Here is a 14,750-nt window from a genome sequence, read left to right as displayed (position 1 = left end):
GAAATAGTTAATCAGTTTGACCAAAAATCAGATCGAGCTCCTGCTGCGCCTGGTCAAATTGACCCCTGTTTGGCTTATCCTTTAGCTTTTTCTCGGTTTCTTCAAGCGCCTGCATCGCTTGGTCCGTTCCGATAGCCGCGACACGCTTGATGGTGTAGGGCAAAATAGTAGGCAGTTCGGCATTCATAGCCATATCCAACGCACGGTCCATATCTTGCTCTATCAGCGGTTCGGCGGCAAACCACGCCATCAGTGGCAGGTTGTGATCGTCAGCATCTTCAGAATGCGCATAAAGTCCTTCCAGCACATTCCATCTTCGCGTCGGCTCTATCCGCTGAAGGGCCGATGTAATATATAAACGGACTAATGCCGAATTATCATTTCGCGCCATCTCCTCGATTTTCTTTACCCCCCTGTCAGGCACATTTTCATCCTCAGCCAGCAGTTGAATTGCCCAGCTTCTGACGTACTCGCTGTCATGATCCATCAAACCGATATAATCCTGATCTGTGAGCCCATCCGTTACATGCAGTGCCCACAGTGCCCTGAGCTTTCGGGTAACATCCGGGTTTTGATTCAGGATCTCTTTCAATGCTTTATGCACTTCTTCATCCGGCCCGCGTTCATGCAGGATCCGACGTGCATGCCGCACATACCACTCATTTGCATGCAGTTGATATTCCACGAGTTCTAAGCTGGACTTTTCTTTCAAATTGACCTGCACATACTCATCCTTCTCATGCCGAATATTAAAAATCCGGCCTAGCGTCTTGTCATGAACTGCGGGATTCGGACTGTGACACTGGTTTTTGTCATACCAGTCGATAGCGTAGACCGAGCCGCCCGGCATGTAGCGGAAATCCAGCCACTGCGACCACGCATCATGAGTTTTAAGAAAATCTTTGCTGTGCGAAGCCGTATACCCAGAACCCTTGCGGATGATTTTATCCGCATTCATCCGGTAGCCGTGGATATTATTCATAAACAATGTATTGTCGTATCGAGACGGCCAGTGCTCGGCTCCCTGGTAGAACATCGCCCCGGCGTGGGCATGCCCTCCGCCTGCTGACCCAGAACGGAAATTACCAGCATGGGGACCGTTGTCTCCCACCCAGTGCACGTGGTCAGCTACCGTCTTGATATCGTCGTAGATATGAGCATTAAAATGCTGTCCGGCCTGCCGATTATATCTTCCGCCCTGGATTACATGAAAAAGATGAGGAATCACACACGCGGTTATAAAAGGATGCCCGTACTTGTTGAAATCCAGTCCCCAGGGATTACTTGTGCCATAAGCGAACACTTCAAACTCATGCTTTTTGGGATGATATCGCCAAACTCCCGCATTCAGCTTTACCCGCTCATCCTCCGGCGTCCCGGGCTTCCCAACTTCTGAATGTGTAAATATTCCATGGTTACCGTAAAGCCATCCGTCAGGTCCCCAACGGAAACTGTTCAGGGTTTCGTGGGTATCGTCATAGCCCCATCCATTCAATAAAACTTGGGGTTTGCCAGCCGGTTTATTGCCACTTTCATCAATCGGAATAAACAGAAGTTCCGGGGCAGCCCCGACCCAGAGACCGCCGTGGCCCACCTCAATAGCACTAACAAGATTAAGTCCTTCAATAAAAACCGTTCGCTTGTCGAGCTTGCCATCACCGGTGGTATCTTCAAAGATCAGGATACGATCTTCACCCTCTCCTTCCGGCGCTTTTTCAGGGTAGGTATGCGCCTCAGCCACCCATATTCTGCCTCGATCGTCTATGGTAAATGCTATCGGCCGGACCACCCTTGGCTCGGAAGCTGCGAGCTTTACAGTAAATTCGTCCGGCAAATCCATCTCTTTTACTGCTTCTTCTCCAGAAAGTCCCGCATTTTCGATAATGTCTCTCGGAGGAAGAATGACGATCTCTTCGGGACGAAGCTCATCGGGAAATTCGGGTCGCTTGGAATAAAAACGAAAGTCATCAAAGCTGATATGAGCCCAGATGTTGTCCCCGATGTAGGGGATTTGGGAGATGCCTGTCTCATTGTCTATCAATTTGATATAGATCTGCTCCCCAACGTGATTCTGCAGATCCACCACAACAGGGCGGAGTCGGTGGTGATCGTTGCCGGTAATCTCAAAGATAACCTCATCAGTTTCAGCATTCAGGATTTCAACGCGCGTTTCTTTAAGTGCCCCACCTGAAACCTTGAACGCCGCGTAAGGATGGATTACTTTGAACGACGTCGATGTCAACGTTCCGGTTTCCGTTGAATGCTTGGTCCCACCACTGCTCACGTAAAACTGACCGCTGGAATTAATGCTCATATCCTCCCCATACACGGCCGTTGACCGGTCAGATACCGGTTGGTCTTCAAACGCTTCGCCTTCTGCCGTCCAATTATTTAGTGTACTATATTCAAAATCCATATTTAGCGGTTCTCCATCTTTCTCTGGTGGAACGCCTTGGGCAACGACCTCTTCGGAAGTGGCTTCAATAATTTCAAATTCTCCTTCCATACCGGCCTTGCGGTGACCGGGAATACTACAGTAATACGTGTCATTTGATTTAGCTACAAATGTGATGCTGGTCGTTGCTCCCTTATCTATGATGGATTCACTTTTCACTCCCAGCTTTTCCATAACGATGTCATGGGTCAGAGTCTCTCCATTTTCAATAGTGATTCGAACTCTCTCACCCTTTTTCGCCTGGAGCACCGGGTTCCTGATGCCATCAATAGATCCACCGATACCGGTATAGCCTGTTATTTTGGCTTCCAGTTTGTATTCGCGATCAACCTCTGATTCCTGGGCAAAAGTGTGGCTTTGAAATATTAGCGTTAAAAATAGCAGTGAGATGACTGCGGTAATCCGGCGCATAGTAGTAAAATTGTTATTATTGGTGTTCGAAATATTCCCCTATTGTTCATTTGTAGATGGCCGAGGTCACTAACAAACTAAAATGGTACAAGCTTTTATCAGAAGAATGAGTTACCCTGCTTTTTTATACTCACCCAGCCCAACCATGAGCAGAATTTTAATCCCTGTTAACTAAATATTCAAAGTGTAGCTACGTATTTATCGGGCGCTTCCATTGAACAATTATGAAGAATAATGATTTGAACTTCCCTTTCATAATCATTGGAAAACAATCTAATATTACTTACCTCTAACGTATTTAGCGGTTGATTAGATGGCAAAGAACCCCAAAATACCCTCTGTGTCATCCCGGACTCCCGACAGCGGTCGGGAAACTCGTAGTAGCACTAAGCGCTGATCTGTTGAGAGTCGATATCAAAGATAGAGACTCTATGAGATCCTGAAACAAGTTCAGGATGACACAAAGGCTACTTTTCAATCGCTAAAAGTGTTTCCCTCTATGAAATTTTGATTTGCAACGATAGGAAGTTAGTAGGTTGTTCCCCAAACTAAACTGAATACAAAAACTTTAACGAAATGAAGTTCGCATAACTACGTTATTTCCTTTAATATCGAGCCTTGAATTGTAGATAAAGATTCAACCTTAACTATGAAAAGTAAGCTCAAATCACTGGTCGGTTGCTTACTGATGGTCTTCCTGACCACCGGGCTTACTATTTCCACGCTTCACTCCCACCACGAACTGGAATGGCACCATCACCATCCGGAAGATTATGCTGATACAGGAAACTGCCTCTCCCCGGATACCACACCATGCCCGATTTGTGGATATCTCTTCAATACCGATTTACCTGTCGACAATTCCAGGGGAGTAACACTCTATTCGTCAAAAGAACTCCATTTAGAAGATGATATCTTTCTCACCCTTGTATTCGAGGTTGTAAATAAAGGCCGATCTCCCCCTTCCATTGGCTAATATATCGCACCATCCCTATAAACGATTGATGACGAACGCGCCGCTCTGCTAATTGATAGCAGTCGAGGTGTAATGTGATCTATCCGTTTCGAACTGAATTTATTATTTACAACCATTTTTAGATTATGAAATATTTTAATACTTCTACATTAACCGTAAGTCTGTTCCTGTTGACCGTCGCAACACTTATAACTGCCTGCTCGAATCCCGCCAGCTCTGGTGAAGAGCACGAGCACACCGAACCGGAAGGCCTGCAACTCGTCATGAATGGCGAAACCATTATTGAATTCTTCGACGGGCAAGTAACCGGCAACCTCACACTGACTGAGGGAGAAGAAACCTCGCTTATTACCGTAGAATTCTTGAATGAAGAGCGGGAGCATATTCATGCGGAAGATCTCGATGAGGGGTACTCCCTCGGGTGGAACATTCAAAATCAGGATGTGATCGAAATTGAGCAGCATGACGAAGATGGGCGCTGGAGCTTCCACATTATCGCCAAAAGTGCCGGAGAATCGACAATTCAGCTACAGCTAATGCACGGAGATCACTCCGATTTGGAAACACCTAGTGTAGATAAACAAGGGGCAATCCAGGTAAAAGTAAACGCTCCGCCGGCGTAACTCTTGATTCCAGCATAATTCCAATTCTTCAGGGGCAAGGTCTTGACCCTTGCCCCTACATTTAAGTTTAAATACTTATGTTTAAAATAAGCATACCCAGCATATTCATTATTCTCATAATATTTTGGGGGACTCAAACTCTTTCCGCATCAAATCCAGAGGGGTCGGGATCACTGGCTGGTGAAGTCAGCGATCGAGATACGGGAGAACCTGTGGCTTTTGCCTACCTGCACCTCGAAGAATTGAATCGAACGATAACCGCCCACAGTGATGGAACGTTTCAAATAGACAATATTCCGGCCGGCAGTTATACACTCACCACCTATCGCGTGGGATACCAAACGGTCTCTCGCGAGGTCACTATTGCCAACAATGAAACAACACAGATTTCCATCTCCTTGAACCCCACGGTACTGAGTTCGGAAGCTGTAGAGGTCGTAGGCACCCGGGAACGCGGGACCGGTTCCAGTCTTGAACATGCATCCAAAACCATTTCCGGTACAGAGTTGCGCCAAGACCTGGGAACGACACTGGCCAGCACACTTGATGACATCCCCGGGTTCAGCTCCCGATCGATGGGATCGGCTCCCAGCCGCCCGGTGGTGCGGGGGTTGGGAGGAGAACGCCTGTTAATCCTGCAGGATGGCGAACGCACTGGCGATGTCTCATCACAATCTTCCGATCACGCAGTCACGGTTGATCCCATGGCCGCTGAACAGATCGAAGTTGCCCGCGGACCGGCCGCTCTGCAATACGGTGCCAATGCAATTGGAGGGGTTATCAACATTGTTCGCAATCAAATAGCTCCCACCCAACCCGATCATCTGCACGGCAGTGCCAGCCTGCAGGGAGAATCGGTCAACACCGGGGCAGTTGCCGGGCTGGAGGCCGGTGCCCCGCTGGGGAAGAACCTGGCACTTAAATTTGATGGCAATCTGCGAACGGCCAGAAATATTGACACCCCCAACGGCACACTCCAAAATTCAGGTATTTTATCAACAAACAACGCGGTAGGACTCAGTTATATCCAACCCTGGGGATATGCCGGCATCGCATCAAGTATGTACCTGAATCACTATGGAATTCCACCCGATCCCAACGGGGGACATCCCAACGGTGTAGACATTGAGATGCGAAAATACCAAGCAGAGACCGGCTCAGAGGTGTTTATCAACAATTCGGTATTTAAATCAGTAAATGCGGATCTGTCCTATAAAAATTATTACCACAGGGAGATTGAATCGAGTGGCGAAACAGGAACAGAATTTGGCGTTTTAACGGGGAATGCCTCCCTTTTTGCCAGACACGAAAAGTTGGCTTTTTTTGACAATGGTAAAATCGGGATTTGGGGTGAAACAAAAAATTACGCCATCCAAGGCGCTCGTACGCCGGACTCAGACACCTACAGTCTAGCGGGATATATCATTGAAGAAAAAGATATCGGGGCCCTTCACCTGGAGCTGGGCACCCGTTTTGATTACGTGAATACCGTCCCCGCTGAGGAGGATGCCGGCTCATCCATCGGCTTCATCCGGAAACGATCTTTTAATGCGCTGAGCAGTTCCGCGTCTGCCATCTACGATCTTGGCAAAGGATTTTATACAGGCACCACCTGGATGCATTCCTTTCGCGCTCCTTCAGCTGAAGAACTCTATTCTGAAGGTCCTCACCTGGCTTCCTACTCATACGAGGTCGGCAACCCCGATCTGGAGCCCGAACGAGGGCTGGGCAAGGAGGTATTTTTGCGGTACAAAACCAACATGGCCACGGCCGAATTTAGCCTCTATCACAACTCTTTCGACAGCTATATCTATCCCCGCAACACCGGCCGGCAAAGTCCCCGGTTCCCGTCACTCAACATTTACCAGTTTACAGGGGTAGACGCACTGTTCCAGGGATTTGAAGTCTCCTCCCAGGTTCAGCTATTGGATCATTGGGCTCTCTCGGGATCTCTCAGCTATACCCATGCCAAACGAAAAGTAAGCGAGCAGCAATCCGGTAGTAGGTGGCAGCCGCTGCCGATGATCCCCCCTCTTAAAGGCTCTATTGGGCTAAAATATGCAAAAAGTGCGTTCCAGGCCGGAACCAATATCCGATTTGCAGACAACCAAACCAGAACCGGTGATTTTGAGACGCCCACGAATGGGTATGCCGTTTGGGATCTTTATGGGCAGTATCGTTTCCAGACCGGAACGACCCTCCATACGTTATCCCTGAATGTTGATAATCTGCTCAATGAGGTATACCGAAGTCATCTCTCCAGGATAAAAGATTTGGTGCCCGAACCGGGTAGAAACATTTCATTGCTCTATCGTATTTACTTTTGACAGAGTGGGTATTTATACTCTGCCAATCACCCGGTTGTCAAACAACGGCCGGGTGGAATAGTTTTGGAATGATATGTGTCCATTCTTGATTATGGGTGCTTCAAAACATCAGATAATATCTAACTACTACTATTGGTTCAATCAAAAACGGTAGACGAACATAGACCTCTCCTCAAAGACAAAAACCTGTATGTTATATTCTGTGTAACCCTCTCGGCTGTGATGGGGGTAGCCAGCATTGCCCCTGCCCTGCCCAAAATGGCGCGCGTGCTGAACGTTTCGAATGAGCAGATCGGGTTGTTGATCACCTTTTTTACAGTGCCCGGTATTTTTTTGACGCCGGTCCTGGGCGTACTGGCCGACCGCATCGGGCGCAAAGCCATTTTAATTCCTTCTCTTTTTATTTTTGGAATCGCCGGTACCGCTTGTGCATACGCCCCCAATTTTACCTGGCTGCTGGTTCTTCGTTTCCTGCAAGGTATTGGCGGAGCGTCCCTTGGGGCTTTGAATGTCACCTTAATTGGAGATCTGTATTCCGGTAATCGCCGGGCTACGGCCATGGGATATAACGCAAGCGTATTAAGTGTGGGGACAGCTTCGTATCCCGCCGTGGGTGGAGCACTTGCTACACTGGGCTGGTTTTTCCCTTTCTACCTCTCACTGCTGGCCATCCCGGCGGGGCTGTATGTACTCTTTTCTCTACGTAATCCTGAGCCTGAGAATGGTACGGAACTAAAGGAATATTTTGCCAATATTTTCGGTTCAATCAAATCGAAAAAAGTAATCGGGCTTTTTGCCGCAAATTTCCTGACATTCGTGATGCTCTATGGCGCATATCTCACATTTTTTCCCATTCTCATGGATCAACGTTTTGGCAAATCATCCTTTGTAATCGGCATTATTCTGTCAGGGTCGTCATTTGTTACTGCACTAACTTCCTCTCAACTTGGGAAGCTGGCCGCACGTTTTTCAGAAGCGAACCTAATTGTAGCGGCGGCTGTCATCTACATCAGTGTTTTCCTGATGATCCCGTTTGTCGGTAACATCTGGCTTCTGATGGCTCCCATAGCCCTGTTTGGATTTGCCCAGGGTATTAATATACCAAGCGTACTCAACCTGCTCACACATCAGGCACCCAGTGAACACCGCGCTGCATTTCTATCTGTAAACTGGACTGTTATTCGAGGTGGACAGGCTTTGGGCCCCGTTCTTCTGGGCTTGGTTTATGGAGTTTCAGGTATCACCGGTACATTCCTGTTTACGGCCGGGTTGGCGGGAATTTTTGTATTGATAGGTCTGAGTTTGATTAAAGGAAGGAGAATATTCACAAAAAATTAAATCCCGGAATTATCCATTCCGGGATTTATGCTTTAGGTTTCAGCATTTAGGAGTGACTAGTTGACTAACTAGTAAAAAGATCTAGTTGAGACTAGATTTAGGGTCTTAGAGAGACAAACTTGAACGCTTGTTCTATTTATTAAGAGTAACGCCCACCCAGAGTGTTACAAATTAATTTCATTTTTTTCGTAAACTTTTTTTGAGGATTATACCAGCAATCTAGAACGGTCAAAAACGGTATTTAAACCTTTTAAAGATGAAAATTGATGAATTGGAGACCCCTGTAGGTACTCTTCAAATAACGGTAAATGAAAATTATATCAGGAAAATAATATTTACCGACCGACCTGATGGAGCGCGCACATCACACCCGGTACTCTTAAAAGTACGTGCCCAGCTCCGGGAATACTTCGAAGGTAAACGCAAAACATTTGACTTACCCCTGCAACCGGAAGGAACGGAGTTCCAGCAGCGTGTTTGGAAAGTATTGTCAAATATTCCATATGGAACGACGATAACCTACCAAGAGCTGGCTGAGAAGCTTGGAAATCCAGATAGTATACGCGCTGCGGGTCGGGCCAATGGACAAAACCCACTACCGATCGTCATCCCCTGCCACCGCGTCATCGGGGCGAATGGAAAGCTGGTGGGATATTCGGGAGGCATTGACCGAAAGAAATGGCTGCTAAAATACGAGGGAGCTTTACTCATCTGAAGTCATGGGTGAACGTACTAAATCAGCGTAGTGCTCTGAAGTTTCAAAAATCCCACCGCTTTTCTCATAAAAGTCATCGCCCAAGTGAAATACTCCATTTTGAGTCTGGCTCCATTGAGCATCAGGATAGGGATGATAGCTCTGCATCTTTTCCCAGTTATCATAATTTTGATGCCCGTTGGTCTCTAGTAATCCCATTCCCAACCCCGGAAACGGAGCGACGTTTGCCGCCACGATTTTATTCCACTCAATTAAAATCGGGTTCACTGTAAGATCGGCACAAAAACAGGGGACATCGTGTTCGTATGCTACCTGGGCAATTTTCATGGTCATGCTCATCGTTTTGGCTACCGACTTCAGGGCGATCGCTTCGTACCCCATTTCTATTCGTTCCAACGCATCTTCATCGGTATGAGCACTTTCATCGGCAGCCAGCCGCACCGGGATGTCGTGCACATCAATTGTCAACTCCTCCGGGAAAGGCTCTTCCATTATCTCAATCTGTTCCAACGCACCAATTTTTTGGGCGTGATCGAGCAGTTGCAGCAGGGTGTCTTTACTTTCGTAGCGGCCGTTAGCATCAAAATAGTATGGGATTTTGCCGTTTTGAGTATGCGAAATGTGCGTATCTCCGATAGCCTTGTGTATCTCTGTCAGACGCTGTTTATCCTTTTCCAGCATCTCCGCCTGCGTTCCCGGCTGCCCCAACTTAATTTTCAGGAAAAAATAGCCGTCTTTCACAGCTTGTTTGATTTCACTAATTGGCGTACCGTAGGAAATAACCGGAACACTGGCTACCTGCTTTTGGCGGTGATTTAACGAAGATTTGTAGGCTTCAGGAAGCATCTGTTGGAAACTCGTGATCCCATTTTCTCTGGCGTAGAGCACCCAAAGTGCATTGTCTACTCCCACAAGCGCATTAAGCACAAATGTTGTGCGCAGATCGGGATTTGAGGTAACTTCGCGAGCGTAGGCATAGAGTTCGTCCAGTATCTCTTCCTGCAGTTTAACGGGCGATTGAAACTGTTCACCTCGAATCATCTGGAGTGCCCGTTCAGTCACAGCAAACATTAAAGCATTTCCTCCACTCTCGGAATGGGCTGCAAACACAGAAGAGTCTGACCAAAGTACACTCTGGCTGCATAATCCCACACCCTCATTCCCGTTCGATGAGCGAACAAAGGCTGCAGTTTGCCAAATTTCGCGCAGATATCCTCCCTTAAAGCCAAAAGGTCTGATGAGTGGTTCACGTTCGAAATTAGCATTGACCTGGTCAATTTCTATCATCTTCTGTTTAATTTTACTATTGGTTGTTTTGGAGTTAACCAATGTACTTGTTCCTGCTCCTGCAAATAATCCTCCTGTCAAAAGGGAGGACTGCTTCAAAAATTTTCTTCTTGTATAGCTCATAAAAAAATAAAAAACAGTATGTTAGCTATTGAGTAATAGGAATAAGAATACAATATTATACTGGAAATCCGATAACACATTTAAAAGCACAATATTCAAACTTGATGAGATAAAAATAAAATCAAACTAATCAGGTAAGACAATGAAAAAAATAATATCCATAACTATTCTATGCTTTTCCTTATCCATTATTTCAGAAACCGCTTATGCACAAAATGACGGTCTTGGTCTTGGGGCTATGATCAATGGTCCCACCGGCATTAGCTACAAAGCCTGGTTTAATGATGACATGGCTATTGCGGGAGGATTGACCTTTAATATCGGGGATATATCATCATTTTATATGCACAGTGACTTCATTGTTCACGGTGACAGGGACGGTAGTTTCGACCTTGAGTCGGGGATCATGCGGCTATATTACGGTTTTGGTGCGAGACTCGATTACAATGACATAACCAATGACACAGAAGTTGGCATACGATTTCCACTGGGTACAAACTATGACTTTGAGGATGTCCCCGCTGATTTATTTTTCGAGCTGGCGCCGACCATATTAATCGTAGATTTCAACTTTGGTTTAAATGGTGCGCTTGGTTTCCGGTATTATCTCAATTAACCTGATTACCCATTACATAACGTTGTCGTCTATCAAAATCTAATTACAGGCATTTTTGCTCTCAGCAATGTGCGGCATACTTTCTCGCGCCTTGGACGTGCAGCAAAATGTCCGGCTATACCCCTGCCCTCCTGCTATTTTGTAGATCACCGAAAATTACCTTTACTTCCTTTGGGAATAACCGGAAACCATTTTTATAAATAAAATCATGAGTAAGCAGGCCCGAAAAGAAGCTAAAAAATTGCATGTCGACTCCGTAAAGCGACACATCTTCTTGTGTGCCGATCAAACCAAGCCCAAATGCTGTAAAAAAGAGATCGGTTTGGAATCATGGGCCTACCTTAAAAGTCGACTCAAAGAGCTAAATCTTGATGGGAAAGGTGGAGTGTATCGTACTAAAGCCAACTGCCTGCGCATCTGCAAACGCGGCCCCATTGCCTTGGTTTATCCCGACGGCATCTGGTATCATTCCTGCACTCCCGAGGTGCTGGAACAGATCATCCAGCAACATCTGATTGGCGGAGAACCGGTAGAAAAATATATGTTTTTTGAACACCCACTGAACCATTGAGCACTGCTTCCCGGCGCTTACTTTGCTGAAATCGACTATTACTGGAATTAGTTCTTCCTGCGGTACGGAACTGATTGAACAAACCCGAACATTTACTGAATTTTAAGGTATAACTTCAGGGGATCCAAGCAGGAACATCATTTAGATAGGGAGTAAAATATTAATCCATAATTGCAGTGTTATATGGTGGAGAGTAACCAACAAGACAGAGGCTTTACAGGGAAACAGTGGCTTTTCGGATCAGCAGTTGTTATTGCCCTTTTGCTGCTGCTAATCTATGGCGTGGAACGTTACCTGGAACAAAATCTACAGGGTAAGCTCCAGGATGCAGGACATGACTTTAGGGACAGCAACTATGAACTTGAACTCGGGGACCTGCAATTGAGCCTGTGGGGGCAGGATTTGACTGTTTCGGACTTGGAAATATTTCCCACTTCAACCGGAATGGATTCCGCCCACATTGCCCCATCCAGAATCAAAACAATTGCAGTTAAAGATATCGGACTCATTTCTTATTTCTGGGGGGATACACTCTCTATTGGAGAAATTGTAATTCATCAGCCCGATTTAATTCTGAAAGGTCGTGTTCGACGCACAACGGAGGATGACACGCTATCCCCTGGATCAAAAACCGGAAAGAAAATTCCCGCTGTGAAAATAGGCAGTATCCAGGTAGTAAATGGAAGCGCACGCATATTACACCCCTCAGATAGTACAGAAGAGGCAGCAATAGATCATTTGGACGTTCAGGTTCAGGGGGTAACAATCGACCCGTCTACTGTTGCTCAACTGCCCTTTCTGCGGTTCGATTCCATCGATGGCGAAGTAACAGGATTTCATACCCAAACCCCGGGCAACTTTTATGACATCTCCCTGCGAAAGTTTTCTATTTCCAGCAGTGATTCAACGGCTGCACTTGATTCCCTGGTCGTTACCCCCCGGCATCCCAAATACAAATTTGCGCAGCAGTACGGGTTTGAAATTGATCGTATCGACCTTGCCATACCGCAAATTCGCCTCCATGGCCTGCAAAGCAATCAACTGTTACATAACCGATTTGAGGCAACATATTTGGAGTTGAAGAACGCCGAGATGGAGGTTTTTCATGATAAACATATGCCCGCTTCACCCAAGAAAAGGCGCCCACTTCTTCACGAAGCGCTTGCACGACTTCCTTTTACCGTTGAACTGGATTCCGTTTCTGTTGAAGGGAGCCAAATTACTTATACCGAGCACCGTCCCCGGGTGCCGGAACCGGGCAGTGTGATCTTTGGAGATCTTAATGCCAAAATTTACAACCTGTCTAACGATTCCCTGATCTCTGCCAACGAAAAATCAATTATTTTAGAGGCACACAGCGCTATCATGAACAGCGCCCCGCTTTCCGTCAGGGCGACCTTCCCGATGCACAACACCGACATGCACAGTCTTGAGGGCAGCCTGGGTGAAATGTCAATGCAGCAATTGAATCCCGTGCTGGAGCCGCTTGGTTTTGTGAGTATTACTTCCGGCCAAATTCATTCCATGGAATTTAAAATGGACTTGACAACCGAGGCTGCCAATGGCCGATTATTGCTGAACTATAGTGGACTAAAAATCGAGGTCCTAAAACCAGAACAGGTCGATAAGGGTGGCGATAAAGAGTTGCTGTCGATGCTTGTCAATATCAAAGTAAAATCTGAGAATCGCTCTCAGCCACTGCGGGAGGGAGAAATCTCATTCAAACGGGATCCCCAAAAATCGATATTCAACTACTGGTGGAAATCGCTGTTGAGTGGTCTCAAATCAACGATTGGTCTCTAATTTCTAGTTTTTGGTAGAAGCTAGCTCAAAACGATAACAATGTGTTATTCTTAATTCTCAATTTTTAATCACTGTTCTCCGTTAAAAAACTTTGGGAGTTGCCCTACTTCTCATTCCTGCTGTTCATTGTTTCAGCGATGAAATCCGCCGGTAGTCGGACTAAAGAACTAACGAAAAAAATCGCCGGCTCGGGTAAACTTGACCTGAAGGACTCGTCGTTCCGCTAAAAAAATCGCAGATTTTTCTTCACGCTCCCCTCCGCTCCCCTCCGGGCGGTCAACTTTACCAAGGCCGGATGCCGGAGGCTGGGCTTATTATATAAAACTGTTATTACAAGGGTTCATATTGAATTTCCCTTCTAAAAACTGCAGTAATAAACGTAAATGCCATTTTTGCCTAAAAGATTAATTTCGCCGGACACTAATGAATAGTAATTCTTAACTCTTCTCTCTGAATATTTCTCAGCGAATCATTAGTTTCCCACAGGTTAACCTGCAATCAATTTGACACCTTTGCATATTCCCACACTTGAAGATATTCATCACGCCCACAAAATTGTTCAGAAATACGCCCATCAAACTCCTGTTTTAAGAAACAAGTCCCTTGACAAGGAAGTCGCTGGCCAGGTGCATTTAAAGTGTGAAAACTTCCAAAAAGTAGGCGCTTTTAAGTTTCGGGGAGCCTCCAACGCTATATTCTCTCTTTCTGATGAGGAAGCCCAGAAAGGCGTAGCCACCCATTCCTCTGGGAATCATGCACAAGCTGTGGCACTAGCGGGCCAAATGCGTGGTATACCGGCATACATTGTGATGCCAGAAAATGCTCCCAATGTAAAAGTAGAGGCAGTAAAAGGATATGGTGCCCGAATCACTTTCTGTGAAGCGACCCTGAAGGCACGGGAGGACACGCTGGAAAATGTGGTGAAGGAAACAGGGGCCAGCTTTATCCATCCCTATAATGATCCGCGGATTATTGCGGGACAGGGAACGGCGGCACTGGAACTATTGGATCAGCAGCCGGATCTGGATATTATTCTGGCCCCTGTGGGCGGCGGAGGTCTCCTCAGTGGAACGGCTATTGCTGCATCTCCGACTGATATCAAAATTATCGGTGTTGAACCTGAAGAAGCTGACGATGCCTTTCGTTCATTCAAAACGGGCACGTTAATACCTCTTGATCACACCGAAACGATTGCCGACGGGCTCCGGACTTCACTGGGAGAGCTAACCTTTGCCTGCATCCGGGAGCATGTAGACGGGATTGTTACCGTTTCTGAACAAGAGATCAAAAAGGCGATGCGTTTTGTCTGGGAAAGAACAAAGATTATTATTGAGGCCTCCAGCGCAGTTCCCGTTGCCGCGTTGTTGAATCAAAAGATTGACGTCACTGAAAAAAAAGTGGGGGTAATCCTCTCAGGCGGGAATGTGGATCTCGATAACCTGCCGTGGAATTAAAATGTTGAAAAGTCACAGCTTAAGGATTTAGATTAACTCGAAATCTAACTT

11 protein-coding genes are annotated in these 14,750 nt (G+C 46.4%); 9 read left to right on the top strand and 2 right to left on the bottom strand.

The window, feature by feature from the left end:
- Window positions 1-7 precede the first annotated feature (7 nt).
- On the bottom strand, window positions 8-2,866 hold the full coding sequence (locus tag NC796_RS03150) for a PVC-type heme-binding CxxCH protein (protein ID WP_310682077.1): 2,859 nt from the start codon (window positions 2,864-2,866) through the stop codon (window positions 8-10).
- A 649-nt stretch (window positions 2,867-3,515) separates the two neighbouring features.
- Between NC796_RS03150 and NC796_RS03145 the strand changes: the two genes are divergently transcribed.
- The 5 genes from NC796_RS03145 (at window position 3,516) to NC796_RS03125 (ending at window position 8,845) form a co-directional block, all read left to right on the top strand.
- Window positions 3,516-3,842, top strand: a complete 327-nt coding sequence (locus NC796_RS03145; RefSeq protein WP_310682074.1) for a hypothetical protein — start codon at window positions 3,516-3,518, stop codon at window positions 3,840-3,842.
- Window positions 3,843-3,967: 125 nt separating this feature from the next.
- Entirely contained in the window at window positions 3,968-4,465 is a 498-nt protein-coding gene (locus NC796_RS03140; protein WP_310682071.1) for a hypothetical protein, read from the top strand.
- 77 nt (window positions 4,466-4,542) lie between these two features.
- The gene (locus NC796_RS03135; RefSeq protein WP_310682069.1) at window positions 4,543-6,792 is read left to right on the top strand and encodes a TonB-dependent receptor; all 2,250 of its coding nucleotides are present in this window, start codon (window positions 4,543-4,545) and stop codon (window positions 6,790-6,792) included.
- 132 nt (window positions 6,793-6,924) lie between these two features.
- Window positions 6,925-8,130, top strand: a complete 1,206-nt coding sequence (locus NC796_RS03130; RefSeq protein ID WP_310682066.1) for an MFS transporter — start codon at window positions 6,925-6,927, stop codon at window positions 8,128-8,130.
- Window positions 8,131-8,386: 256 nt separating this feature from the next.
- On the top strand, window positions 8,387-8,845 hold the full coding sequence (locus NC796_RS03125; RefSeq protein ID WP_310682064.1) for a methylated-DNA--[protein]-cysteine S-methyltransferase: 459 nt from the start codon (window positions 8,387-8,389) through the stop codon (window positions 8,843-8,845).
- On the opposite strand, the gene NC796_RS03120 is transcribed toward NC796_RS03125, so the two are convergent.
- Complete coding sequence (locus NC796_RS03120) at window positions 8,834-10,132, bottom strand: enolase C-terminal domain-like protein (RefSeq protein ID WP_310682062.1); 1,299 nt, start codon at window positions 10,130-10,132, stop codon at window positions 8,834-8,836. The genes NC796_RS03125 and NC796_RS03120 overlap by 12 nt on opposite strands.
- Window positions 10,133-10,397: 265 nt before the next feature.
- Between NC796_RS03120 and NC796_RS03115 the strand changes: the two genes are divergently transcribed.
- The 4 genes from NC796_RS03115 (at window position 10,398) to NC796_RS03100 (ending at window position 14,699) form a co-directional block, all read left to right on the top strand.
- A complete protein-coding gene (locus NC796_RS03115) occupies window positions 10,398-10,871 on the top strand; it encodes a hypothetical protein (protein WP_310682060.1) in 474 nt (157 codons plus the stop codon).
- Window positions 10,872-11,079: 208 nt separating this feature from the next.
- On the top strand, window positions 11,080-11,442 hold the full coding sequence (locus NC796_RS03110; protein WP_310682057.1) for a hypothetical protein: 363 nt from the start codon (window positions 11,080-11,082) through the stop codon (window positions 11,440-11,442).
- 183 nt (window positions 11,443-11,625) lie between these two features.
- Window positions 11,626-13,245: a DUF748 domain-containing protein gene (locus NC796_RS03105; RefSeq protein WP_310682054.1), complete on the top strand. Its 1,620-nt coding sequence runs from the start codon at window positions 11,626-11,628 to the stop codon at window positions 13,243-13,245.
- A gap of 512 nt (window positions 13,246-13,757) precedes the next feature.
- Window positions 13,758-14,699, top strand: coding sequence for a pyridoxal-phosphate dependent enzyme (locus tag NC796_RS03100; RefSeq protein WP_310682051.1), 942 nt, complete (start codon window positions 13,758-13,760; stop codon window positions 14,697-14,699).
- The last annotated feature ends 51 nt before the right edge of the window (window positions 14,700-14,750 follow it).

This window comes from Aliifodinibius sp. S!AR15-10 (assembly GCF_031569985.1).
Taxonomy (GTDB): Bacteria; Bacteroidota; Rhodothermia; order Balneolales; family Balneolaceae; genus JAMQKA01.
This window is presented reverse-complemented; position numbering and strand designations above follow the sequence as displayed.

What these genes read in the sequence shown, in the direction of transcription:
- NC796_RS03150 (WP_310682077.1), bottom strand. Translation starts at nt 2,866, where the DNA reads ATGCGCCGGATTACCGCAGTCATCTCACTGCTATTTTTAACGCTAATA.
- NC796_RS03145 (WP_310682074.1), top strand. Translation starts at nt 3,516, where the DNA reads ATGAAAAGTAAGCTCAAATCACTGGTCGGTTGCTTACTGATGGTCTTC.
- NC796_RS03140 (WP_310682071.1), top strand. Translation starts at nt 3,968, where the DNA reads ATGAAATATTTTAATACTTCTACATTAACCGTAAGTCTGTTCCTGTTG.
- NC796_RS03135 (WP_310682069.1), top strand. Translation starts at nt 4,543, where the DNA reads ATGTTTAAAATAAGCATACCCAGCATATTCATTATTCTCATAATATTT.
- NC796_RS03125 (WP_310682064.1), top strand. Translation starts at nt 8,387, where the DNA reads ATGAAAATTGATGAATTGGAGACCCCTGTAGGTACTCTTCAAATAACG.
- NC796_RS03120 (WP_310682062.1), bottom strand. Translation starts at nt 10,132, where the DNA reads ATGATAGAAATTGACCAGGTCAATGCTAATTTCGAACGTGAACCACTC.
- NC796_RS03115 (WP_310682060.1), top strand. Translation starts at nt 10,398, where the DNA reads ATGAAAAAAATAATATCCATAACTATTCTATGCTTTTCCTTATCCATT.
- NC796_RS03110 (WP_310682057.1), top strand. Translation starts at nt 11,080, where the DNA reads ATGAGTAAGCAGGCCCGAAAAGAAGCTAAAAAATTGCATGTCGACTCC.
- NC796_RS03105 (WP_310682054.1), top strand. Translation starts at nt 11,626, where the DNA reads ATGGTGGAGAGTAACCAACAAGACAGAGGCTTTACAGGGAAACAGTGG.